This window comes from Lysinibacillus odysseyi 34hs-1 = NBRC 100172 (assembly GCF_001591965.1).
Taxonomy (GTDB): domain Bacteria; phylum Bacillota; class Bacilli; order Bacillales_A; family Planococcaceae; genus Lysinibacillus_B; species Lysinibacillus_B odysseyi.
Genome location: NZ_BCVX01000014.1, coordinates 116,417 through 139,318, shown reverse-complemented (window position 1 = coordinate 139,318; position 22,902 = coordinate 116,417). Strand labels below are relative to the sequence as shown.

Here is a 22,902-nt window from a genome sequence, read left to right as displayed (position 1 = left end):
GGCTGTGTCTAAGAAAGACAAAGAATTATCAGGAAAGCAAAAGGCCGCTTTATTATTGATTTCTCTGGGGCCAGAAGTTTCGGCTTCTGTTTATAAGCATTTAAACGAAGAGGAAATCGAACGCTTAACACTTGAAATTTCAGGTGTGAAAAAAGTGGAATCAAATGTAAAAGAAAACATTATCGAGGAATTCCACAATATTGCGTTAGCTCAGGATTATATCACACAAGGCGGAATCGGGTATGCGAAAACGGTTTTAGAAAAGGCGCTCGGTGCAGATCAGGCACAGGCTATCCTAAACCGCCTGACATCCTCCTTGCAAGTACGTCCTTTTGACTTTGCTCGCAAGGCGGATCCATCGCAGATTTTCAATTTTATCCAAAATGAGCATCCGCAAACAATTGCGCTGATTTTGTCTTATTTAGAGCCGGGGCAGGCAGGGATTATTTTATCTTCTCTGCCGCAAGAAGTACAAGCAGATATTGCAAAACGGATTGCTGTAATGGATTCAACATCACCAGAAGTAATTAGTGAAATCGAGTCCGTTCTAGAGCGTAAGCTTTCGTCGACAGTCACACAGGACTACACGGAAACAGGTGGCGTTGATGCAGTTGTAGAAGTATTGAACGGAGTAGACCGGCAGACAGAAAAAACGATTTTGGATGCTCTCGAAATTCAAGATCCGGAGCTGGCAGAAGAAATCAAGAAACGTATGTTTGTATTCGAAGATATCGTCACACTGGATAATCGTTCGATTCAACGTGTCATTCGGGATTGTGAAAATGAGGATTTACTTCTATCAATGAAGGTATCTAGTGAAGAGGTAAAGGAAATTATCTTCCGAAATATGTCACAGCGTATGGCTGAAACGTTTCGGGAGGAAATGGAGATTATGGGACCTGTTCGACTACGTGATGTAGAAGAAGCGCAATCCCGCATTGTAGGAGTTATCCGCCGTTTAGAGGATGCTGGAGAAATCATTATTGCTCGTGGTGGAGGAGATGACGTCATTGTCTAGAATCATCCGGAAAACACAGGCACAGCAGACAGACGACAAAGAAATTAAAATCCAGCCATTTCAATTTTTTCAGCCTCATTCTGCAAATGAACTAGGACAGGCCGAACAGGAACTAGCGATTACACGCGAGGAAATCCTTTTTGAGCGTGACCGGCTGTTAGCGGAGGCGAGACAGCAGATAGAGATGGAGAAACAGCAATTTGCCAACTTCCAACAGCAGCAGCTTCAGATGATGGAAGCATCAAAGCAGCAATGGGAGGAAGAAAAGCTGCACTTGCAGCAGCAAGCATATGATGAGGGCTTTGCCCAAGGATATGAAGAAGGAGTACAAAAGGCAAATGCCGATATGCAGCAAACACTTCGCACAGCAAATGAAGTCATGACCAATGCACAGGCAAATGCACAGAAATATCTAGAAACGCAGGAGTCGGTTATTCTAGAGCTTGGTATTACATCAGCTGAACGCATTATGAATACGGTACTTGCAAGGGAGGAAGAAACGTTTGTCTCCATCGTAAGACGGGCCCTTAAGGAGGCCCGTGAAATGAAGGAGATTAAAATTTACGTCTCTCCTGAATACTACGGGGTAATTTCGAAAAACCGGGATGAGCTGGCAGAAATGTTCCCGCCGGATGTTCCTTTTCTTATTTTTGTTAATGAAGATTTGGCAAACGCGGAAAGTTATATTGAAACAAGTCACGGACGTATCGTCGTTTCCATTGATACACAATTAAATGAACTTCGACTGAAGCTTAGGGAAATTTTAGATAGTAAGGAATGATTACATGCAAGCTGCCCATTTAATCGAACATATTCCAAATATACCGACGCTTAAAAAATTTGGTAAAGTAACACGGGTTGTCGGCTTGATGATCGAATCCCAAGGGCCGGACAGTTCCATCGGGGATGTATGCAAAATTCATGTGAATTCGCCGGTAAATGGCCATCAAATTATTTTAGCCGAAGTAGTCGGCTTCAAAGATGAAATTGTGATCCTCATGCCGTACTCTTCTTTGCGTGAAATTTCCATTGGCTGCTTAGTAGAAGGAACAGGTAAACCGCTGGAAGTTAAAGTTGGCCCCGAGTTGATCGGAAAAGTGCTGGATTCGATGGGAGAGCCGTATGATGGTTATGCCTTACCGCGAGGGCTTGTCTCTGTGCCAACCGAAAAAGAGCCGCCTAATCCTATGACACGTCCGCCTATTACAGATCGGCTGGAAGTAGGCGTTAAGGCAATTGATGGGATGTTAACTGTAGGCAGTGGACAACGTGTCGGTATATTTGCTGGTTCTGGGGTAGGGAAGAGTACATTGCTTGGGATGATTGCCCGTAATACAAAGGCAGATTTAAATGTCATTGCACTAGTAGGGGAACGTGGGCGTGAAGTACGGGAGTTCATAGAACGTGATCTCGGGCCGGAAGGGCTGAGCCGCTCCATTGTCATTGCAGCGACAAGTGATCAGCCGGCGCTTATGCGGATAAAGGCAGCATTTACAGCGACAGCCATAGCGGAATATTTTAGAGACCGGGGACTGAATGTCATGCTGATGATGGATTCTGTTACCCGAGTGGCAATGGCACAGCGGGAAATAGGATTAGCTGTCGGAGAACCACCTGCAACACGCGGGTACACACCGTCTGTTTTCGCTATTTTACCTACGTTGCTTGAACGGACCGGAACTAATCTGCACGGTACGATTACAGCCTTTTATACTGTCCTTGTAGATGGAGATGATATGAATGAGCCGATTGCCGATGCTGTGCGGGGGATATTGGATGGACATATTGTCCTTGACCGTGTTTTGGCGAATAAAGGGCAGTATCCCGCTATTAATGTTCTAAAGAGTGTAAGCCGTCTGATGAATCACATTACGTCACCGGAGCATGTAGCGGCAGCATCGCGCTTGCGCGAACTCTATTATACGTACTCAAAATCCGAAGATTTAATCAACATCGGAGCGTATAAACGGGGTACTTCTAAAGAAATCGATGAGGCAATCCATTATGAGCCGCTCATTACCAAGTTTTTAAAGCAAGGCTTTATGGATAAAGTGTCACTAGAGCAGACAGTCAATGAAATAATTGCATTATCGAATGGTGGAGCAAATACATGACACAATATATTTACCGTTTTGAAAACATTTTAAACGTCCGTGAACAAGAAAAAAATGAGACGGAAATGGCCTACAAGGAAGCCGTGCGATCTTTCGAAGAGATTGCTACAAAGCTTTATGAGCTGCTGAAGAAAAAAGAAGATTTACTTGCATTTCAGCAGGAGCGTCTCGTTACAGGTTCATCTATTGATGAAATCAGTCATTATGCGCGTTTTATCAACAGCATGGAAAAAACAATAAACGATGTACAGCAAAAGGTAGTGCAAGCACGTGCCAAAATGAATTGGCAGGAACAAAAATTAGTAGAAAAAAACTTGGAAGTGCGTAAGTTTGAAAAAATGAGAGAAAGAGATTTTGAAGTTTATAAGGAAGAACAGCTTCGTCTTGAAACGATTCTTTTAGACGAAATTTCTTCCCTCGCGTATAACAAGAGAGAAATTAGGTGATGTCATGGCAAAGAACGACGTCGATAAATACGAAGAGCTGGAAGAAGAACAGAATAGCCCTGGATTTTTCCAAAAGCTATTTTTCTGGTTCATCATTCCACTTGTATTTACACTAGCAATCCTACTGATCATTGCTACATTTACAAATACAAATGTATTTAAAATAGCAGATGGCTTGAAAGAGAAAATTCCATTCATTGCTTCAGAGGAAAAGGGAGCAGAGAATACGTCATTGAGCGAAGAAAAAGTTGTTAAATTACAGGCAGAGATTCAGGAAAAGGAAGCTGAAATCGATCAGCTGCAAAGTGAAATGGACTCGACAAAACAAGCAAATGAAGAGCTTGAGGCTGAAAAGGAAAAACTCCAGTATGAAATAGAACAGTTAAAGCGTACACAAGAGGAAAATCAATTGGAGTTTCAGGAAATTTTAAAAACGTTTGAAAATATGTCTGCCAAAACGGCAGCACCAATTTTAACGGAGATGAGTGATGCAGAAGCACTGCGCATCATGTCCAATATGAAGTCTGCTACACTATCTGCTATTTTTGCAAAGATGAGCCCGGCGGATGCAGCACGCTATACAGAATTATTATCTCAGCAATAAAAGGAGGTGAAATAAAAAAATGGATATTGCATTACTGCAAATGGCACAGCCGCGTACACAGATAACAAAGCCGGCCCAAGCGTCAACTACCCAGGCAAAGAATACACCATCCTTTAACAAGGTGTTGAATGAAACTGTTTCAACAGAACAGACAAAAACTGTGAAGGCAGGGGAAGAACAAGTAGCAACCGCTGAGGAAACAGCGGAGAACGTGGTAGAAACACTGGAATCTCCTACTTTACAAGATTTATTTGACCAGCTTGGTATCCAATATGATGAAAGTATGATGTTCACTCAGGTGGAAGGTCAATGGATGCCGGTAGAGGATACGCTGAATATTGAAAATCTATCAGCGATGTTGGAAATGACACCAGAACAACTAGAATCACTTATTCAGCAATTGTTAAAAGACGAAAAGCCGCTAGGTGACGTATGGGCAATCCTGGAACAAGCACCGGCACTGCTAGGAGAGATTATATCTATCCTACAGGGAGAGAACAGCCCAGTAACACCGAAAGAAGCTGCTAAAGTGGCAGAGTTTCTAAAATTAGCCCAAATGATTGGAATGAGAACAGATACAGTCTATCAGCAGGAATTTCAATTAAGCGAAACAAAAAATACACTGCAGTCACTTGTAGCCCAACTTCAAGTGCAACAGCCACAGCAGGAATCAACAAAACCAATTGTCTTTCAGCAAGTGGTACAACAGGCTGCGAGCCAAACACAGGGAAAGCATGAAACAGATAGCGTAAACGCCCAAGCTCCACACCAACAAACAGCGGTAACAGCAAAAACGGTGACGATTACTCTGCCAGCGGAGCGATCAGCACAATCTGAGGCACTTGCAAAAGAAATTCAGAATTTGATTAACCGCAGCCAGCTGTCTAATAATCAAGGAACGATGCGTTTAGTACTGAAGCTGTTCCCGGAAAATCTCGGGCAGATACGTATTGAAGTAATGCAAAAGGATGGCGTTATGCAGGCACGTCTGCTCGCTACGACTTCGACAGGAAAAGAATTACTGGATTCAAATCTTCATCAGCTAAAAACAGCCTTTGCAGCGCAAAACATTCAAATGGAGCGCCTGGACATAGCTCAGTCGTTACAGGATGCAGAACGCAGTAAAGATCAAAACTTCTTTAATAATTTCTTCCGTCAGCAGCAAGAAGAGCCGGAAGAACAGAAAAAGGAAGAGGAAGAGCAGCAGTCATTTGAGGAATTTTTAGCAGAACAAGTTTTCAATGAGGAGGTGTAACGATGGCCACAACATCAAATGGTATAACAAATGATTACTACTTAAACACATCAAAGTATAAGTACACGACAGAAGCAGATAACAGCACACTAGGAAAAGATGCGTTTCTGAAGATTCTAATTACCCAGCTCCAAAATCAGGATCCAACAAATCCAATGGATGACCGGGAATTTATCTCTCAAATGGCGCAGTTTTCTTCATTGGAACAGATGCAGAATATGACAAAAGCAATGGAGAACTTGCTGGATTCACAAAAGCAAACACAATTAATGTCCTATACAACATTTGCCGGAAAAGAAGTAAAATGGCATGAAGTTACTGACAAGTTAGATAATGACGGGAAACCGATTGTGAACGAAGGAACCGGGAAGATAGTCGAAGTGAAATTTAAAGATGGGGCCCCATTGTTTGTATTAGACAGCGGTAAAGAGATTACAGCCGGAAATATTTCTTCTATTTTAGAAGGAAAAGAAGCGGCAACGCCGGGACAAGCAGAGGAAAATCCATTTGCACAGGCTAGTCAATTAATCGGCCAAACAATTTCCTACCAATCGGCAGATGAATCCATTGAGGCAATTATAGAAGCCATTACAACAAATAATGGAGTTATCGAATACATTTTAAATAATGGCACACGTTTGACAAAGGACCAATTCGAACTGGCAGCTGGTAAATAAAGGAGGAATGAATGGTGAATAAAATTACTATTCAGCATGTACCGTTCCATCCTACATTGACGCCGAAGCAGCCTGTGAAAGAAACGCAGCCTAAAGCATCGTTTTTAGAACATTTACAGCAGGCAAAACAGCAGGAGTTAAAGATCAGCAGGCATGCTTCTGAACGGATGCAGGAGCGGAATATTGAGATTTCAGAAGATGAGTGGCGGCATGTTGCAAATCGTGTACTGGAAGCCCGGGATAAGGGTGTTAAGCAGCCGTTAGTGTTACTCGATCAGGCCGCACTGATTATCAGTGCGAAAAATGCGACAGTGATCACGGCAATGGACCGCCAAGAAGCCAAATCGCAATTATTTACAAATATTGATGGAACAATTGTACTTTAGGCAGGACCGTTAAGGATGCCTCATACCGCCGACCGATTGACGCGGTATACTCAAATATGAAGGGAGAACGCTACTATATGTTACGTTCAATGTACTCAGGTATTTCAGGTTTAAAAAACTTCCAAACAAAGTTAGATGTTATCGGGAATAATATTTCAAATGTAAATACGTACGGATTTAAAAAAGGACGAGTGATTTTCAAAGACTTAATCTCACAAACACAGGCAGGGGCTTCAGGACCGTCTTTAGGAGCCGGGGGTGTGAATGCGAAACAGGTTGGTCTAGGTTCACAGTTAGCTGCAATTGATACAATCCATGGAACAGGAGCACTACAAACAACTGGGCGTACTTTAGATGTGGCCATGGAAGGGGAAGGCTTCTTCGTAGTAGGTAAACTGCCTGGGGACGATGCAGAAGATGGAGCACTAATTGAAGGATTTACTGGGATTTCTTATACAAGAGCAGGTAATTTCTATATGGATAGCGAAGGGTTCCTTGTAAATTCAAACGGTGACTATGTGGTAGGCTGGATGTCGGATGGAGCCGGAGACGTTGAATTGCCAGATGGCATCGTATCTCCAGACGGAGCGGTTGTTGGACATGCTCCTCTACAAGGTGACGATGCTGTTGAGCAATCAGAAGTGAAATGGGCCGGCGAAGGGTTACAGACAGAAGATATGGCCGGCGGGCGAATTTGGATCCCAACCGATGCTCAATCGATGTCAATTGCAGATGACGGGACAGTGACGTATGTAGATGCAAGTGGTATTTTAAATTTTGCTGGGCAGTTAATGGTTGCCAAATTCCCGAATGCTGAAGGGTTAACGAAACAAGGAAGTAACTATTTCCAAGTATCTGCTAACTCTGGCGCAGCACAATTCGGTGTTGGGAATGCTTTTGGGGTTGGTAAAACACGTTCAGGCGCCCTTGAAATGTCCAACGTCGACCTTTCAGAGGAATTTACAGAAATGATCGTAGCACAGCGTGGATTCCAGGCGAACTCCCGTATTATTACGACTTCCGATGAAATTCTGCAAGAGCTTGTAAACTTAAAACGCTAGTTAATTGATTTGATAGATTCATTGCAAAGGAGGGTCGGGCCGGCTCTCAAGGCAGGTCCGGCCCCTTACAATGATAGAGGTCACTCGCCTAAATGGCAAAGCATTCTCATTGAATGCTTTATACATAGAAACAGTCGAAGCTTTTCCAGATACTACGATTACGCTGACGACTGGGCGTAAATTTATCGTAAGAGAATCGGAAAAAGAAGTGCGGGAAAGGATTAAACGGTTTTATCACCAGATTCAAGTTTTATCCAATCCTCATCTAAGAGGTGATGAAGATGAAGAAGAATAAACTATTGACAGTGATGCTCATTATTTTGGCGGCACTGCTGCTATTGGGCGTGATTTTTTATGTGCTGTTAACAAAGCTGAATAATGAGCCGGAGGAGAAGGAAGCTTCTATAGAAGAAATTGTTTTGGCTTCTGTAGATATACCTGAAATTACAACGAATTTAAAAGACGGCCATTATGCGCGTATGCAGCTGAAGATTCAGACGGATAGCGAAGATGCAGCAGGAGAGTTAACACAGCGTATATTCCAAGTGAATAACATTGTCATTCAGGAACTGTCCGAAATGACAGAAGAAGATTTACAAGGTAAACAAGGAAAGGTTTTATTTGAAAAGGCGATTAAAGCCCAAGTAAATGAATTGATGCAAGCGGGCGAAGTACAGAAAGTATACATGACCTCCTTCATCATCCAATAATTATTGAAACATCTTGAAAGAGGAGGTGGGCAAATGGCAGGAGATGTGCTTTCCCAATCCGAAATTGATGCGTTGCTATCAGCTATTTCGACAGGGGAAATGTCAGCGGATGATATGAAAAAAGAAGATGAAGCCAAAAAAGTCAAAGTATATGACTTTAAACGGGCCCTTCGTTTTTCGAAAGATCAAATTCGAAGCTTGACTCGTATACATGAAAACTTTGCGCGATTGCTGACAACATTTTTCTCGGCGCAGCTCAGAACGTATGTCCAAATTACAGTTGCTTCGGTAGACCAGATCCCATTTGAGGAATTTGTTCGTTCTATACCGAATATGACCTTAATTAATGTATTCGAAGTACCACCATTAGATGGAAATATTTTGATGGAAATTAACCCTAACATTGCTTATTCCATGTTGGATCGGTTAATGGGAGGTACTGGGGCAAGTTACAGCAACGTTGATAATTTGACGGAAATAGAAACGAAAATTATGACCAATCTGTTCGAACGCTCGTTTGATAACTTGCGTGAGGCATGGGAAAATATTGTAGAAATCGATCCGATGCTAATTGAACTAGAAGTAAACCCGCAATTTTTGCAAATGATTTCACCAAATGAGACAGTGGTCGTCATTTCCCTTAATACAATCATCGGGGAAACAACCGGAATGATTAATATTTGTCTGCCGCATGTAGTATTGGAACCAATCGTACCGAACTTGTCAGTGCGTTATTGGATGCAGTCAAATACAAAGGAGATGTCACCAGAACAAGTAGAGATGCTTGAAAGTCGGGTGAAACAGGCATCTTTACCAGTAGTTGCCGAGTTAGGCACTACCTCTATCTCAATCGAGGATTTCCTCATGATGAATATTGGAGATGTCATTGAATTAGACCAAAAAATAGCGGACCCTCTTATTTTGAAAGTAGGAACGCTGCCGAAATTTACTGTTCAACCAGGGAAGCTAAATAAGAAAATGGCTGTTCAGGTGATTGACCCGTTGGAAGGAGGAGACGACAATGAGTGATGAAATGCTCTCCCAAGAGGAAATTGAAGCCCTATTAAGAGGCGAAACATTGGAAGACAAATTAACACCAGATACAAATGAAAATGAAGTGCAGGAAGAGATATTGGCAGTAGAGGACTATTTAAGCCCGATGGAACAGGATGCCCTCGGTGAAGTAGGAAATATTTCTTTCGGCAGCTCGGCAACAGCCCTATCCGCATTGCTAGGACAGAAGGTAGATATTACAACACCAAGTCTCAGCATGATTAACCGCAACAAGCTGGAAGAAGAGTTTCCACATCCGTATGTAGCGATTCAAGTACAGTACACTATCGGATTAGTCGGCATGAACCTGCTGGTAATCAAGCAATCGGATGCTGCCATTATTGCAGACTTAATGCTTGGCGGAGATGGGCTGAATCCGAAGCCGGAGCTCGGTGAGATTCAACTTAGCGCCGTACAAGAAGCGATGAATCAAATGATGGGCTCGGCTGCGACGTCTATGTCAACCGTGTTCAACCAGAAGGTAGATATTTCTCCGCCGACAATCGATTTGATGAATATTTCACAAAACGAAGGGACCGATAATATTCCCGACGATGATTTACTTGTGAGAATTTCATTCAGATTGCGGATCGGCGAGTTAATTGATTCGAACTTAATGCAATTATTACCTTTAAACTTTAGTAAAAAAATAGTAAAGTCATTAATGGGAGAAAGTGATGAGGAGCTGGCGCCAACTCTTGCGCCGGAAGCACCAACGGCACCGCCGCAACCGGAAGCAAAACCGCAGCCTGCGCCGCAAGCACCTCCTATGCAACAACAGCAACCGATGTATGAGCAGCCATATATGAACCAGGCACCCCAACAGCCGCCATATGCTCAGCAGCCGGCTGCTCCTGTATATCAGCAACCGACGTATCAAATGCCGCCACAGCAGCCTGTCAATGTACAGCAGGCGCAGTTCGCCAATTTTGAAGCGCAGAATATTACCCAGGCGGAAGCACGCAATTTGAACATGCTTTTGGATATTCCGCTGCAGGTAGCAGTAGAACTGGGACGTACAAAGCGTTCTGTAAAGGAAATTCTGGAATTGTCCGGAGGCTCGATTATTGAACTTGATAAACTTGCCGGTGAACCGGTAGACATTCTAGTAAATAACCGTTTAATTGCAAAAGGTGAAGTAGTTGTTATTGATGAGAATTTCGGTGTGCGTATTACAGATATTTTAAGCCAAGCAGATCGCTTGAATAATTTAAGATAGTTTTAATTGGAGGAATCTTACTATGTCTAAAAGAATTTTAATTGTTGACGACGCGGCATTCATGCGCATGATGATCAAAGATATTTTAACAAAAAATGGCTTTGAAGTAGTTGGGGAAGCTGCTGATGGTGTCCAGGCGGTAGAGAAATATAATGAATTACGCCCGGATTTAGTGACAATGGATATTACAATGCCGGAAATGGATGGTATTGCTGCTCTTAAAGCAATTAAAGGAACAGACCCCAATGCTGTAGTAATCATGTGCTCTGCAATGGGCCAACAAGCAATGGTTATCGATGCAATTCAAGCTGGTGCAAAAGACTTTATCGTAAAACCATTCCAAGCAGACCGCGTAATTGAAGCGATCCAAAAAGCTTTAGGTTGATAAAATGCATGTAAGAAAATCATTTTATTTACGGATGGTTTTTGTATTATTGCTTCCATTTGTAGTACTTACACAAGTAGCCCCTGCTTCCTATGCCATGATCAGTGATGAATATTTGGAAAATCCTGATCGCAATATAGAAAGCAATGAAACAGATGCCGACACGACAATCAGTGATTCGGCATCTGTTAGTATGGGGGCTTGGGAATACATAAAAATTTTCCTGGCGTTACTTTTTGTCCTTGGTTTACTACTATTTGTTCTCCGCTTTTTAAATAAGCGGAATTTGAATTACCAGCAAAACAGCATGATACAAAACCTCGGGGGGCAATCCGTTGGGGCGCAGAAATCTGTTCAGCTCCTGCAGATCGGCAATAAACTTTATATTGTTGGAGTAGGGGAGAATGTTCAGCTTCTGCAAGTGATTACAGACCCGGAAGAAATTGAAGGAATTTTGGCACTTTATAATGAAAAGCTCGGCAATACAACCGCTTCACCTTATATTGCCGAATTATTTAACAAATTCAGAGCGAAAGGCACTGCTGAAAAACAGCCGGCTGATTTTAGTGAGCTGTTGGACAAGCGTCTCTCGCAGATTAAGCAGCAGCGCAGCGATGAATTGGAAAGCTGGAAGGAAAAGGAGAACGATAAAACATGAATGAATTTATCTCAATCTTTTCTGAAAGCGATCCAACAAATGTCTCTACATCTGTGAAGCTATTAATCTTATTAACAGTACTTTCGTTAGCACCGAGCATTTTAATATTGATGACTTCGTTTGCACGTATCGTTATCGTACTTTCCTTTACAAGAACGGCTCTGGCAACGAACCAGATGCCACCGAACCAGGTCATTATCGGTCTGGCGCTATTTTTAACTTTTTTTATCATGGCACCGACATTCCAGAAGGTGAATGAGCAGGCATTACAGCCGCTGTTTGACGAGGAAATCGGCTTGGAAGAGGCATATGATCGGGCCTCTATACCATTTAAAGAATTTATGGCCAAGCATACAAGGCAGAAGGATTTAGAACTGTTTATAGAATATAATCAGGCGGAGCGTCCGGCATCCATCGAGGATATTCCTTTAACTATGCTTGTACCGGCTTATGCTTTAAGTGAAATAAAAACGGCATTTCAAATGGGCTTTATGATTTTTATTCCCTTTTTGGTCATTGACATGATTGTCGCTTCGGTGCTGATGTCGATGGGGATGATGATGCTTCCGCCAGTCATGATTTCTCTACCGTTCAAAATATTATTGTTCATATTAGTGGACGGCTGGTATTTAATCATAAAATCATTACTTCAAAGTTTTAGTTAGGGGATGATACAAGTATGACACAAGAAATGGTCATTTCAGTTGCAGAAAGAGCCATCTTTATTGTCCTCATCGTTTCAGGGCCGCTATTATTGGTAGCACTGGTTTCCGGTCTGCTCGTCAGTATTTTTCAGGCGACAACTTCCATCCAGGAGCAGACGCTTGCGTTCGTACCGAAAATCGTAGCAGTATTGATGGCCCTTATCTTCTTCGGTGCCTGGATGCTGTCGCAAGTAACAAGCTATACGCATGATATTTTAAATAATCTTGTGCGCTATATAGGGTGAGCTGGATGACGGAATTAATACCGAAAATTTCAGTGTTATTATTGATTTTTGTCAGGGTGGGTGCATTTTTTGTATCCGTCCCGCTGTTTTCGTACCGCACAATTCCGCCTCAATTGAAAATAGGCTTTGCCCTAGTACTATCCTGGATGATGTATTATACCTTTTCAATTGAGGCGTTCACTATTAATGGGGAGTATATATTGCTCATCATAAAAGAAGCTGTTGTTGGATTAACACTTGGTCTAGCAGTGTACATTGTATTTTCCGCTGTACAAATCGCTGGCGGATTTATCGACTTCCAAATGGGCTTTGCTATGGCCAATATTGTCGACCCACAAACTGGAGCACAGAGCCCTTTGATGGGGCAATTTTTTAACTTTCTGCTTTTGCTTGTCCTGTTAGCTATCAACGGACATCATCTTATTATGGATGGTATTTTCTATAGCTATCAATTTATGCCTATCGATCAATTGTTCCCGCATTTTGGGGATGAAAAGTTTGTAGAAACGATTATGAAATTATTTGCAGCAGTTTTTGCAATTGCATTTCAAATGTCTGCTCCAATAGTTGCAACCTTATTTTTAGTGACAGTCGCTTTAGGAATTACTGGGAAAACAGTACCGCAGTTAAATATATTTGTTGTCGGCTTCCCTATAAAAATTGCAATTGGTTTTATCGTATTGGTGATCATGATGGCTGTTATGGTAGAAGTGATGGAAAGTGTTATCGAGATGGCCATAATAGCTATGAGAAATGTAATGGCGGTTTTAGGTGGGGGATAAGATGAAATTAATTGTTACATTGAATCTGCAGTTCTTTGCCGGTGAAAAAACGGAGAAGGCTACACCTAAAAAGCGTCAGGATGCACGTAAAAAGGGACAAGTACTAAAAAGCCAAGATGTATCGGCTGCTTTTGTGCTGCTGATTATGTTTATTTTCTTGTTTTTTGCGGCACCTATGATGCAGGATGGAATTTTTGCTTTCCTGATTCAGGCATTTCAGCGAAATATGCTCATCGACACCGTATCGATTGAAACCGTTATGAAGATGTATACCGATTCGCTTCAAGAGATGGCAGTGATTGTCTTACCAATCATGGCAATCGCTATGGTTGCAGGTGTTGGAGCAAACTATTTGCAGTTCGGCTTTCTTTTTACGACAGAAACACTAAAGCTCGATTTGAAGAAAATTGATCCTATAAAAGGGATTAAAAAGATTATATCGGTGCGTGCGCTTATTAATCTATTAAAATCACTTCTGAAAATCTCCTTCCTCGGTGTTGTGACAGCCGCCGTCATTTGGATGAATTTAGAGGAAGTACTTTCACTGGCATTTCAAAGCCCGTGGGAAACTCTATCAACTGTTGCGCTCTTGACAGGAATCATGGGACTGGCAGCAGCAGTTATGTTATTATTTATTGCCCTGTTGGATTATATATATGAAAAATATGAATATGAAAAAAACTTGAAAATGTCAAAGCAGGACATTAAAGATGAGCATAAAAATTCAGAAGGTGACCCGCTCATCAAATCGAAAATTAAGCAGCGTCAGCGTGAAATGGCGATGCGTCGTATGATGCAGGAAGTGCCTCATGCAGATGTCGTCATAACCAACCCTACGCACTATGCGATTGTATTAAAGTACGATGAAAATAGTATGGATGCGCCGCGTGTAGTAGCAAAGGGGACTGATTTTGTTGCACAAAAAATCAAATTAATCGCTAAGGAACATGATGTCGTAATGGTGGAGAATAGACCGCTTGCCCGTGCGATGTATGACCAGGTGGAAATCGGCGACCAGGTTCCCGAGGAATTTTTCAAAGCGGTGGCAGAAATTCTTGCCTATGTATATCGTATAAAACGCAAAATTTAAAGCATGTAACATTTTTTAGGAGGGACAACAATGCAAGTTCGCGATTTAGGGGTTTTAGGTGCGGTTATTTTAATCGTAGCGATGCTCGTCATCCCTCTTCCACACTGGTTGCTGAGTTTCTTGATTATTATCAATATCACATTGGCATTACTTGTGTTATTGACATCAATGAATATGAAAGAAGCATTGGATTTTTCCATATTCCCAACAGTCATCCTGCTATTGACCCTCTTCCGTCTGGCATTGTCCGTATCTACAACACGTGCCATTTTAGCAGAGGGGGATGCAGGGGATGTTGTTGAAACATTCGGTAACTTTGTAACCGGCGGAAATGTGTTGGTCGGTATTGTAATCTTCTTATTATTAGTTATTATTCAGTTCATCGTTATTACAAAAGGGGCAGAGCGTGTAGCAGAGGTTGCCGCCCGCTTTACGTTAGATGCGATGCCTGGTAAACAAATGAGTATTGATGCCGATTTGAATGCCGGTATCATTTCGGAGAAGGAAGCACGCGAGCGCCGTGAAAAGGTAGCCGGAGAGGCGGACTTCTACGGAGCGATGGACGGGGCAACAAAGTTCGTAAAAGGCGACGCTATTGCCTCTATTATTATGGTATTCATCAACCTATTAGTCGGTATGATCATAGGGGTGGCACAAATGGGCCTTGCGTTCGGCGAGGCAGCAAATAAATTCTCGGTTTTGACAGTCGGGGATGGCCTTGTTGCTCAAATTCCCGCGCTGCTTATTTCAACAGCGACAGGGATTGTAGTGACACGTGCAGCTTCCGATGGAAATCTTGGTGTTGATATTACAAATCAATTGTTTGCACAGTCAAAGCTGCTTTATGTAGCCGGTGCTACTATTTTGCTATTAGGCATCTTTACACCAATTCCTTTATGGATTACGGTTCCTATTGCAGCTTCATTAATTTTAGGTGCATTCCTGATCGACCGGAAAAAGGAAGAGGATCCCGAGGAAATTCTCGAGATGGAGCAGGAGGTTGCGGCCGATACGATGAAGAGTCCGGAAAACGTTGTCAATTTACTGAGCGTCGATCCAATCGAATTCGAATTTGGTTACGGCTTGATCCCTCTTGTCGATGCAGCACAGGGTGGCGATCTGCTCGACAGGGTTGTGATGATCCGGCGCCAGCTTGCTTTAGAGCTGGGAATCGTTATTCCTGTTGTACGGATACGGGATAACATTCAGCTTCAGCCGAATGAATACAGGATTAAAATTAAGGGAAATGAGATGGCAAGAGGAGAACTATTACTCGATCATTATCTTGCTATGAGTCCTGGTGATGACAATTCCATTGAAGGAATAGATACGATTGAGCCTTCATTTGGCCTCCCTGCAAAATGGATTACAGAGCAGGTAAAAGAGGATGCGGAAATGCTTGGCTATACAGTAGTAGATCCACCGAGTGTAGTTTCCACCCATCTGACGGAAATGATTCGTGCAAATGCGTATGAATTACTCGGACGCCAAGAGACAAAACAGCTTATCGATCATTTACGAGAGACACATGCCATTTTGGTCGATGAATTAACTCCGGCGCCATTGTCAATCGGGGAAATTCAAAAGGTATTAGCGAAATTGCTGAGAGAAAATGTCTCCATCCGTAATTTGCCTATTATTTTTGAAACACTCGCAGACTATGCAAAATTAACAAGTGATACCGATATTTTAACTGAGTACGTCAGACAGGCATTGGCACGTCAAATTACTACCCAATTTGTAAACGGGCAGCCCGCTTTAAAGGTCATTACCGTTTCCGGGAAAGTAGAAAAAATGATAGCGGATAGCATCCAGCAAACGGACCATGGCAATTATTTAGCGATGGATCCGCAAGATTCCCAATTTGTATTAGAAGCGATTGCAAGGGAAGTAGAGAGGGTATCCTTTATGGAACAGACTCCGCTCATTTTATGCTCTCCAGGAGTTCGGATGTACTTAAGACAGCTTACAGAGCGGTATTTCCCGCAAATCCCTATTTTATCTTATAACGAGTTGGACGCTGCAGTTGAAATTCAAAGTGTTGGAGTGGTGAATGTAGAATGAAAATGAAAAAATATAATGCACCCTCAATAGCAGAAGCAATGAAAATGATTCGTGCCGACTTAGGAGAAGATGCGGTTATTCTGAACTCTAAAGTGGTGACGAAGAAAAAGTATTTCGGGTTAGTGAAGGAAAAGAGTTTTGAAGTAGTAGCGGGAGTAGACCGGGTGGAAAAACAGCCACCCGTATCTCCGCTGCCTGATTTTGCAGCGCCTGTTTCTTCTTATAAGGAGATAGCTGCTTCTCCTGCTAAAGAGCAGGAAACGGCTGATAACCAAATGAATGAAGAGTTGAAGAAGGAAATTGCTGATTTAAAATCGATTATGCAGTCATTACAGCGTCATTCAATCCAATCCCAATATCCGGATGAACTCTTGCCATTTATTGATTTCCTGAAGCGCCAAGAGCTTAGCAAAGAGCTCATCACAGCAATTAGTGATGAGCTTTTTCAGCATTTCAAGAACAATAGTCAGGAAATTTCCTTCCAGGATATGCGTGCCGTGGTAGAGGATTACTTACGGGAGCAGCTGAAGGGCGTGGAAATTGGTGGTTTAACCTACGATAAAAAATATATTAATATTCTAGGGCCAACTGGAGTAGGCAAGACGACAACCATTGCGAAAATGGCAGCGCGCTCTGTTTTGGAAAAGAAGAAGAAAATTGGCTTTATTACAACAGATACGTACCGTATTGCAGCAATTGAGCAATTAAAAACCTATGCAGGCCTGCTTCAAGCTCCTATCGAGATCGTCTACAATGCTGAAGATTATAAAAATGCATTAAATAAACTTGATCATTTAGATATCATTTTCATTGACACAGCTGGACGGAACTATAAAGAAGCCAAATATGTCGAGGATCTGCAGCGATTAATTAATTTTACTGACCAGGCGGAATCGTTTCTCGTTTTGTCTTTAACTGCAAAAGAAAAGGATGTAGAAGCAATAGTCGACCAGTTCAAGGAAATTCCAATTAAGAAGTTTATTTTTACAAAACTGGATGAAACAAATTCTATTGGCACTATGTTCAATTTAATGATTAAATATAAAAAGGGACTTGCTTACTATACGAATGGACAAGAAGTACCAGAGGATATTGAGCAACCAGACCTAGAAAATTTATTTGAATTGTTCTTTCAAGGAGAAAGTGAATGAGGGATCAAGCCGAAAAATTAAGAATGAAGATGCTTGAGAATGAGGGTGCTATAGGAAGATCTATAGCCGTTGTCAGTGGAAAGGGTGGTGTAGGGAAAAGCAATTTTACGATGAATTTTGCTACACTGCTTGCAAAAGAAGGAAAAAAAGTAATCGTTTTAGACATGGATATTGGTATGGGGAATATTCACATATTGATAGGAAAAAGTGTTTCTACAAGCCTGAAAGATTATTTAGATGGTGACTTCACGATCAATGAGGTAATGCAGGAAGGCCCAAATGGCTTGCGGTATATTTCAGGCGGCTCAGGCATGTCCTCTCTCATGGAATGGTCAGAAAGCATGTTTAATCGGTTAATTGAAGGGTTTGAGCATCTTCAACGAACTTTTGATTATATTTTGTTTGATATGGGGGCAGGTGCGGCCAATTGGTCACTGGAGCTGTTAACAGCAGTTGATGAAATTATCGTCATTTCTACTGCTGAACCGACAGCCATCATGGATGCCTATTCTATGATGAAATATATTTACTTAAAAGACAGTGAGAAACAATTTTCAATCTTATGTAATAGAGCTTTTACGCAGGAAGAAGGGCAAGACACATTAAATCGCTTGTCTAGCGTGATGAAAAAGTTCCTTTCGAAAGAAGTAATGATCCTCGGCTCCTTGCCGGAGGATCCTATCGTCCGCCGAGCAGTTAGAGAACAGGTGCCATTCGTTATAGGTTATCCAGAGGCGCCTGTATCAAAAACGATGAATCGAATGGTAAGCATATTCGTTCATCATCGCCGTGAAGAGATCCATGCACCTTCTGGGGAGCGGGGATTTTTATCAAAATTGAAAAGTATATTTTCGAAAGGACGTGATTGATTGGTCTTCTCTAAAAAAAGCAAGCTGTTGATTGTTGATGACTCTGCTTTTATGAGGAAGCTGATTAGCGACTTTTTTGTCGGAAGCCCGCGGGTAGAAGTAGTGGGAACGGCTCGGAACGGGAAAGATGCAATCAGGAAAATTCAACAGCTGAAGCCGGATGTTGTCACAATGGATGTCGAAATGCCTGAAATGAATGGGCTGGAAGCATTAAAGGAAATTATGGCGGTTTGTCCAGTACCGGTTGTCATGCTTTCTAGCACAACAAGAAAAGGAACGGATACAACGATGATGGCGATGGAATATGGGGCAGTTGATTTTGTTGCCAAGCCGAGCGGGACGATTTCGTTAGATTTACATAAAATTCAGGAAGAGCTTGTTCGTAAAGTAGAGCAGGCGACGCATGTATCAATTAAAAAGCTGAAAAAGCCAATTGGTACGAAACGCCCAGTGCCTCCTGTGCAAACGCCTACCCCACCAACCGGATGGGAAAGAACAGCTGCTCCACAGCAAGCTGCTCCTGTCAAACCATTCCTCAATCAAGAACAAAAGGAATGGAGCAAAACATCAAGAAAAGTAGTGCTGATTGGTACTTCTACTGGAGGACCGCGTGCATTGCAGGAAGTCATTACAAAACTTCCGGCACAGGTTCAAGCACCTATTTTAATTGTGCAGCACATGCCTGCAGGATTCACAAAATCATTAGCAGCCAGACTGGACCAATTAAGCGACATTCGGGTGAAAGAAGCAGAGCATGGCGATATTTTGCAAAATGGAGTAGCCTACATTGCACCGGGGGGCTATCATGTAAAACTGCGTAAAGTAGGAACAGCTTTCGGCATCGTTCTTGACCAAACAGAGCCGCCGCGTTCAGGGCATCGTCCATCAGTAGATGTGTTGTTTGAGGATGTAAGCAGATTTAAAGAGTTTGATAAAATTGCTGTCATTATGACAGGAATGGGGCATGACGGTTCAAAAGGGCTGACTGCCTTAAAAAAAACCGGCAACGTAATGGCCATTGCAGAGTCAGCGGATACATGTATCGTGTATGGCATGCCGAAAGCTGCCGTGGAAACGCAGCTTGTTGATGAGGTAGCCGACGTTGATGATATTGCACAAAGTATTATGAAATATATGCTTTAAAGGGGTGTTCTCTTAATGGAAGTAAATCAATATTTAGAAATGTTTATAGATGAAAGTAAAGAACATCTGCAGGCGTGCAGCGAGCATTTGTTGGAACTAGAAAAAAATCCGCAAGATTTGGCAATTGTAAGTGAAATTTTCCGTTCTGCTCATACATTAAAAGGAATGTCTGCCACAATGGGCTTCGAAGACTTAGCGGATTTAACACATAAAATGGAAAATGTGCTTGATGCCATTCGAAACGAAAAAATTAGCGTAACACCAGAAATTTTGGATGTCGTTTTTGAATCGGTAGACCACCTTGAAGAAATGGTTCAGGATATCGCAAGCGGCGGTGACGGCAAGCGAAATGTACAAGCAACAGTGGAAATGCTGAAACGTATCGAATCCGGAGAAGAATTGACGGGTACTACAGCAGTACCGCTGGCAGCAAATGAGCAGGCTGCAACGAGTATCGTCTCTGCTGAATGGAAGCTTGAATATGATGATTTCGAGAAGACCATTCTTCATCAATCACTTGAACAAGGATTTAATACATACGAAATTTCTATTTCGTTACGTGAAGACTGTCTCTTAAAAGCAGCACGTGTATTTATGGTATTTGAAATTCTTGAAAAGAACGGGGATGTCATCAAGTCCTCGCCAACCGTTGATAAGCTGGAAGAAGAGCAGTTTGATAGTGAATTCCATGTTGCCTTTATCTCGAAGGAAACAGCAGACGATTTGCAAAAAATGCTGCTTAAAGTATCGGAAGTTGAAAAGGTGGAAGTGCTTGCCATCGATCCTTCTGTCTTTAGAGAAGCAAAGGGAGAAATTCTCCCTCAAGAAGCTCTTCCTTCCGAGCCTGAAACGGCTGAACCTGTCTCTGAGGAAAAACAGGCCGGAGGAGAACCGGAGAAAAAGCCGGCTGCCAATAATGCAAAATCACATGCACCAGCGGCAAGCAAAACAATCCGTGTCAACATCGAGCGTCTTGATGTCCTCATGAATTTGTTTGAGGAGCTGGTGATTGACCGCGGCCGTCTGCTTTCTATTGCAGCGGAAGTAAATCACGGAGAATTAAGTGAAACAGTAGAGCGTATGAGCCGTACAATGGGAGACCTGCAGAACATCATCTTGACAATGCGTATGGTACCGGTAGAAACAGTATTTAACCGATTCCCGAAAATGGTTCGGCAATTATCGCGTGATTTAAACAAAAAAATCAACCTTGAGATTATTGGAGCGGAAACAGAACTTGACCGCACGGTAATCGATGAAATTGGAGATCCGCTTGTCCATCTGATCCGCAACTCATTGGACCATGGGATAGAAAGTCCGGAAGTCCGCCGCCAACAAGGAAAGCCGGAAGAAGGCACAGTCCAGCTGCGTGCATACCACAGCGGCAACTATGTATTTATTGAAATTGAGGACGATGGTGCGGGAATTAACCGCAACAAAGTACTAACAAAGGCGATTGCGAAAGGGATTGTATCAAAAGAAGCAGCCAGCTCCCTATCAAATAAACAGGTAAACGAGCTGATTATGGCACCGGGCTTCTCTACAGCGGATGTTATTTCAGATATCTCCGGCCGGGGCGTTGGTCTTGATGTTGTAAAAACAACGATTGAATCGTTAGGCGGTAATATTTCTATTGAGTCGACACAAGATATAGGATCTACCTTCTCGATCCAGCTGCCGTTAACGTTGTCGATTATTTCCGTCATGCTAGTAGAGATTGAAAAAGAAATTTATGCAATTCCTCTATCATCTATTATTGAAACATCTATCATTCGCCAGTCGGATATTTTAAATGCGCATAACCAAAAAGTAATTGACTTCCGTGGAAAAGTTGTACCGCTTATCTTCCTAGAGGAAGTGTTTGAAGTGCCGCGCACAAAGCTGGATGAAGACGAGTTCCATTCGGTAGTGATCGTCCGCAAAGGCGACAAAATGGCCGGTCTAGTGGTAGATTCATTCATCGGCCAGCAGGAGATTGTCCTAAAGTCATTGGGCAATTACTTAACAAATATTTTTGCTATTTCAGGAGCGACAATTTTAGGCAATGGTAAGGTAGCGTTGATTGTAGACTGCAACGCCCTAATGTAGGAAATAGGATGAAAATGAGGTGTAAATTATGACAAATGCTGTCGAACAGGCTTATGTAAAAGTAATCGTTTTTCAATTGGCCGATAAAGAATATGCGATTCCCGTTTCCTATGTGCGAGGAATTGAAAAGCTGATGCATATTACGCGGGTTCCTAAAACGCCGCATTATGTGAAAGGAGTTATTAATCTACGCGGAGTAGTAACCCCGATTATCGATTTGCGTGCGCGCTTTGGCTTGCCTGCTTTGGAAAACGAAGAAACAGTGCGGATCATTATTATCCAGCTTGAAGATATGGAAGTAGGGTTCATCGTAGATTCGGCCAACGACGTATTGGATATCGAATCTGCATCAATTGAACAGCAGCCTGAAGTGGTAGGTTCTTCTGAAGAGGATTTCATCTCGGGCGTAGCAAAATTGGATAAACGTTTATTGATTTTGCTGCATTTAGATAAAGTTTTAAATCCATTAGGATAATGATTAATTTTCATTGACGGCTGCGCATTCATACGCAGCCGTCAGATGAATCTACTAAAGTAGGGATGTATATGAACTTTCATCAAAAAATTACTTCATTACATTTAGATGTATTAAAAGAAATCGGTAACATTGGAGCTGCCCATGCAGCAACAGCCTTATCTGATTTGCTGAACAAAAAGATTGATATGCGCGTACCAAAAGTGGAAATGGTGTCATTCAATGACATGATGGAGCTTGTCGGCGGCGCAGAAAATGTAGTAGTTGGCATTTTTCTTCGAATCGAGGGAGATGCAGAAGGAAGCATGTTTTTCGTTTTGCCAATTGAGCAGGCTAATAGATTTATCCGGAGATTGATTCAGGATGAAACATTTGATTTCGCTAATCTTCCTGTGCCGGAGTTAGGATTATCAGCCATGCAGGAGATGGGGAATATTTTATCCGGCTCTTATCTATCTGCTCTATCAGATTTTACTGGCTTGAAAATTTATCCGACAGTACCCGGGCTGAGCGTTGATATGTTCGGCGCTATTATCAGTATTGGGTTAATTGAACTTTCCCATATAAGTGATCATGTAATTGTGATCAATACATCCATCTTAGATGACGAATTGGAAGATGAAGAATCCGTAAGGGGGCATTTCTTCCTGCTGCCTGATCCGGATTCTTTTGAGGCTATTTTTAAGGCCCTTGGAGTGGCATAAA

The 22,902-nt window shown here is 42.3% G+C and carries 26 protein-coding genes; all 26 read left to right on the top strand.

Going from position 1 to position 22,902, the window contains the following annotated elements; translation table 11 throughout:
* The first annotated feature begins 4 nt into the window (after positions 1 to 4).
* The 26 genes from fliG (at position 5) to BOD01S_RS19885 (ending at position 22,901) form a co-directional block, all read left to right on the top strand.
* Positions 5 to 1,018, top strand: coding sequence for a flagellar motor switch protein FliG (fliG, locus tag BOD01S_RS20010; protein WP_036152255.1), 1,014 nt, complete (start codon positions 5 to 7; stop codon positions 1,016 to 1,018).
* Positions 1,002 to 1,799, top strand: a complete 798-nt coding sequence (fliH, locus tag BOD01S_RS20005; protein WP_322786768.1) for a flagellar assembly protein FliH — start codon at positions 1,002 to 1,004, stop codon at positions 1,797 to 1,799. The genes fliG and fliH overlap by 17 nt, the downstream gene beginning before the upstream one ends.
* Before the next feature lie 4 nt (positions 1,800 to 1,803).
* Complete coding sequence (fliI, locus tag BOD01S_RS20000; protein WP_036152259.1) at positions 1,804 to 3,132, top strand: flagellar protein export ATPase FliI; 1,329 nt, start codon at positions 1,804 to 1,806, stop codon at positions 3,130 to 3,132.
* A complete protein-coding gene (gene fliJ / locus BOD01S_RS19995; RefSeq protein ID WP_036152261.1) occupies positions 3,129 to 3,578 on the top strand; it encodes a flagellar export protein FliJ in 450 nt (149 codons plus the stop codon). Before fliI ends, fliJ begins: the two co-directional genes overlap by 4 nt.
* Before the next feature lie 4 nt (positions 3,579 to 3,582).
* Positions 3,583 to 4,182: a MotE family protein gene (locus BOD01S_RS19990; RefSeq protein WP_036152263.1), complete on the top strand. Its 600-nt coding sequence runs from the start codon at positions 3,583 to 3,585 to the stop codon at positions 4,180 to 4,182.
* 19 nt (positions 4,183 to 4,201) lie between these two features.
* Positions 4,202 to 5,437, top strand: coding sequence for a flagellar hook-length control protein FliK (locus tag BOD01S_RS19985; protein ID WP_036152265.1), 1,236 nt, complete (start codon positions 4,202 to 4,204; stop codon positions 5,435 to 5,437).
* A gap of 2 nt (positions 5,438 to 5,439) precedes the next feature.
* A complete protein-coding gene (gene flgD, locus BOD01S_RS19980) occupies positions 5,440 to 6,114 on the top strand; it encodes a flagellar hook assembly protein FlgD (protein WP_036152267.1) in 675 nt (224 codons plus the stop codon).
* Between the two features lie 14 nt (positions 6,115 to 6,128).
* Positions 6,129 to 6,500 carry a TIGR02530 family flagellar biosynthesis protein gene (locus tag BOD01S_RS19975; protein WP_036152549.1) on the top strand — a complete coding sequence of 124 codons (372 nt, stop codon included), beginning with the start codon at positions 6,129 to 6,131 and terminating at the stop codon, positions 6,498 to 6,500.
* Positions 6,501 to 6,577: 77 nt separating this feature from the next.
* A complete protein-coding gene (gene flgG / locus BOD01S_RS19970; protein ID WP_036152269.1) occupies positions 6,578 to 7,561 on the top strand; it encodes a flagellar basal body rod protein FlgG in 984 nt (327 codons plus the stop codon).
* Between the two features lie 70 nt (positions 7,562 to 7,631).
* The gene (locus BOD01S_RS19965; protein ID WP_036152272.1) at positions 7,632 to 7,856 is read left to right on the top strand and encodes a flagellar FlbD family protein; all 225 of its coding nucleotides are present in this window, start codon (positions 7,632 to 7,634) and stop codon (positions 7,854 to 7,856) included.
* Positions 7,843 to 8,271: a flagellar basal body-associated protein FliL gene (gene fliL, locus BOD01S_RS19960; RefSeq protein ID WP_036152276.1), complete on the top strand. Its 429-nt coding sequence runs from the start codon at positions 7,843 to 7,845 to the stop codon at positions 8,269 to 8,271. The genes BOD01S_RS19965 and fliL overlap by 14 nt, the downstream gene beginning before the upstream one ends.
* 33 nt (positions 8,272 to 8,304) lie before the next feature.
* Positions 8,305 to 9,300, top strand: a complete 996-nt coding sequence (gene fliM, locus BOD01S_RS19955; RefSeq protein ID WP_036152280.1) for a flagellar motor switch protein FliM — start codon at positions 8,305 to 8,307, stop codon at positions 9,298 to 9,300.
* Positions 9,293 to 10,543 carry a flagellar motor switch phosphatase FliY gene (fliY, locus tag BOD01S_RS19950; protein ID WP_036152281.1) on the top strand — a complete coding sequence of 417 codons (1,251 nt, stop codon included), beginning with the start codon at positions 9,293 to 9,295 and terminating at the stop codon, positions 10,541 to 10,543. The genes fliM and fliY overlap by 8 nt, the downstream gene beginning before the upstream one ends.
* A 22-nt stretch (positions 10,544 to 10,565) precedes the next feature.
* On the top strand, positions 10,566 to 10,928 hold the full coding sequence (locus BOD01S_RS19945) for a response regulator (RefSeq protein ID WP_036152285.1): 363 nt from the start codon (positions 10,566 to 10,568) through the stop codon (positions 10,926 to 10,928).
* A gap of 34 nt (positions 10,929 to 10,962) precedes the next feature.
* The gene (locus BOD01S_RS19940) at positions 10,963 to 11,586 is read left to right on the top strand and encodes a flagellar biosynthetic protein FliO (RefSeq protein WP_052124748.1); all 624 of its coding nucleotides are present in this window, start codon (positions 10,963 to 10,965) and stop codon (positions 11,584 to 11,586) included.
* The gene (gene fliP / locus BOD01S_RS19935) at positions 11,583 to 12,251 is read left to right on the top strand and encodes a flagellar type III secretion system pore protein FliP (RefSeq protein WP_036152291.1); all 669 of its coding nucleotides are present in this window, start codon (positions 11,583 to 11,585) and stop codon (positions 12,249 to 12,251) included. Before BOD01S_RS19940 ends, fliP begins: the two co-directional genes overlap by 4 nt.
* 14 nt (positions 12,252 to 12,265) lie before the next feature.
* Positions 12,266 to 12,535: a flagellar biosynthesis protein FliQ gene (gene fliQ, locus BOD01S_RS19930; protein WP_036152294.1), complete on the top strand. Its 270-nt coding sequence runs from the start codon at positions 12,266 to 12,268 to the stop codon at positions 12,533 to 12,535.
* Positions 12,536 to 12,540: 5 nt separating this feature from the next.
* Entirely contained in the window at positions 12,541 to 13,317 is a 777-nt protein-coding gene (gene fliR / locus BOD01S_RS19925) for a flagellar biosynthetic protein FliR (RefSeq protein ID WP_036152298.1), read from the top strand.
* Position 13,318: 1 nt separating this feature from the next.
* A complete protein-coding gene (flhB, locus tag BOD01S_RS19920) occupies positions 13,319 to 14,407 on the top strand; it encodes a flagellar biosynthesis protein FlhB (RefSeq protein ID WP_036152301.1) in 1,089 nt (362 codons plus the stop codon).
* 30 nt (positions 14,408 to 14,437) lie between these two features.
* Positions 14,438 to 16,471, top strand: coding sequence for a flagellar biosynthesis protein FlhA (gene flhA / locus BOD01S_RS19915; protein ID WP_036152304.1), 2,034 nt, complete (start codon positions 14,438 to 14,440; stop codon positions 16,469 to 16,471).
* On the top strand, positions 16,468 to 17,622 hold the full coding sequence (flhF, locus tag BOD01S_RS19910; protein ID WP_036152307.1) for a flagellar biosynthesis protein FlhF: 1,155 nt from the start codon (positions 16,468 to 16,470) through the stop codon (positions 17,620 to 17,622). Before flhA ends, flhF begins: the two co-directional genes overlap by 4 nt.
* Positions 17,619 to 18,491 (top strand): MinD/ParA family protein, encoded by an 873-nt coding sequence (locus BOD01S_RS19905; RefSeq protein ID WP_036152310.1) that lies wholly within the window; start codon positions 17,619 to 17,621, stop codon positions 18,489 to 18,491. The genes flhF and BOD01S_RS19905 overlap by 4 nt, the downstream gene beginning before the upstream one ends.
* Positions 18,492 to 19,634, top strand: a complete 1,143-nt coding sequence (locus tag BOD01S_RS19900) for a protein-glutamate methylesterase/protein-glutamine glutaminase (RefSeq protein ID WP_036152313.1) — start codon at positions 18,492 to 18,494, stop codon at positions 19,632 to 19,634.
* A 15-nt stretch (positions 19,635 to 19,649) separates the two neighbouring features.
* A complete protein-coding gene (locus tag BOD01S_RS19895) occupies positions 19,650 to 21,722 on the top strand; it encodes a chemotaxis protein CheA (RefSeq protein WP_036152316.1) in 2,073 nt (690 codons plus the stop codon).
* A 28-nt stretch (positions 21,723 to 21,750) separates the two neighbouring features.
* Positions 21,751 to 22,197 carry a chemotaxis protein CheW gene (locus tag BOD01S_RS19890; RefSeq protein ID WP_036152318.1) on the top strand — a complete coding sequence of 149 codons (447 nt, stop codon included), beginning with the start codon at positions 21,751 to 21,753 and terminating at the stop codon, positions 22,195 to 22,197.
* 71 nt (positions 22,198 to 22,268) lie between these two features.
* Positions 22,269 to 22,901 carry a chemotaxis protein CheC gene (locus BOD01S_RS19885; RefSeq protein WP_036152319.1) on the top strand — a complete coding sequence of 211 codons (633 nt, stop codon included), beginning with the start codon at positions 22,269 to 22,271 and terminating at the stop codon, positions 22,899 to 22,901.
* Position 22,902: the final 1 nt, after the last annotated feature.

Coding starts and splice junctions, on each gene's coding strand:
- flgG (WP_036152269.1), top strand. CDS start 6,578: ATGTTACGTTCAATGTACTCAGGTATTTCAGGTTTAAAAAACTTCCAA.
- BOD01S_RS19885 (WP_036152319.1), top strand. CDS start 22,269: ATGAACTTTCATCAAAAAATTACTTCATTACATTTAGATGTATTAAAA.
- BOD01S_RS19985 (WP_036152265.1), top strand. CDS start 4,202: ATGGATATTGCATTACTGCAAATGGCACAGCCGCGTACACAGATAACA.
- flhF (WP_036152307.1), top strand. CDS start 16,468: ATGAAAATGAAAAAATATAATGCACCCTCAATAGCAGAAGCAATGAAA.
- BOD01S_RS19905 (WP_036152310.1), top strand. CDS start 17,619: ATGAGGGATCAAGCCGAAAAATTAAGAATGAAGATGCTTGAGAATGAG.
- fliM (WP_036152280.1), top strand. CDS start 8,305: ATGGCAGGAGATGTGCTTTCCCAATCCGAAATTGATGCGTTGCTATCA.
- fliY (WP_036152281.1), top strand. CDS start 9,293: ATGAGTGATGAAATGCTCTCCCAAGAGGAAATTGAAGCCCTATTAAGA.
- fliP (WP_036152291.1), top strand. CDS start 11,583: ATGAATGAATTTATCTCAATCTTTTCTGAAAGCGATCCAACAAATGTC.
- flgD (WP_036152267.1), top strand. CDS start 5,440: ATGGCCACAACATCAAATGGTATAACAAATGATTACTACTTAAACACA.
- BOD01S_RS19965 (WP_036152272.1), top strand. CDS start 7,632: ATGATAGAGGTCACTCGCCTAAATGGCAAAGCATTCTCATTGAATGCT.
- BOD01S_RS19890 (WP_036152318.1), top strand. CDS start 21,751: ATGACAAATGCTGTCGAACAGGCTTATGTAAAAGTAATCGTTTTTCAA.
- fliI (WP_036152259.1), top strand. CDS start 1,804: ATGCAAGCTGCCCATTTAATCGAACATATTCCAAATATACCGACGCTT.
- fliL (WP_036152276.1), top strand. CDS start 7,843: ATGAAGAAGAATAAACTATTGACAGTGATGCTCATTATTTTGGCGGCA.
- BOD01S_RS19895 (WP_036152316.1), top strand. CDS start 19,650: ATGGAAGTAAATCAATATTTAGAAATGTTTATAGATGAAAGTAAAGAA.
- fliQ (WP_036152294.1), top strand. CDS start 12,266: ATGACACAAGAAATGGTCATTTCAGTTGCAGAAAGAGCCATCTTTATT.
- flhA (WP_036152304.1), top strand. CDS start 14,438: ATGCAAGTTCGCGATTTAGGGGTTTTAGGTGCGGTTATTTTAATCGTA.
- fliR (WP_036152298.1), top strand. CDS start 12,541: ATGACGGAATTAATACCGAAAATTTCAGTGTTATTATTGATTTTTGTC.
- fliH (WP_322786768.1), top strand. CDS start 1,002: ATGACGTCATTGTCTAGAATCATCCGGAAAACACAGGCACAGCAGACA.
- BOD01S_RS19945 (WP_036152285.1), top strand. CDS start 10,566: ATGTCTAAAAGAATTTTAATTGTTGACGACGCGGCATTCATGCGCATG.
- flhB (WP_036152301.1), top strand. CDS start 13,319: ATGAAATTAATTGTTACATTGAATCTGCAGTTCTTTGCCGGTGAAAAA.
- BOD01S_RS19990 (WP_036152263.1), top strand. CDS start 3,583: ATGGCAAAGAACGACGTCGATAAATACGAAGAGCTGGAAGAAGAACAG.
- fliJ (WP_036152261.1), top strand. CDS start 3,129: ATGACACAATATATTTACCGTTTTGAAAACATTTTAAACGTCCGTGAA.
- BOD01S_RS19940 (WP_052124748.1), top strand. CDS start 10,963: ATGGTTTTTGTATTATTGCTTCCATTTGTAGTACTTACACAAGTAGCC.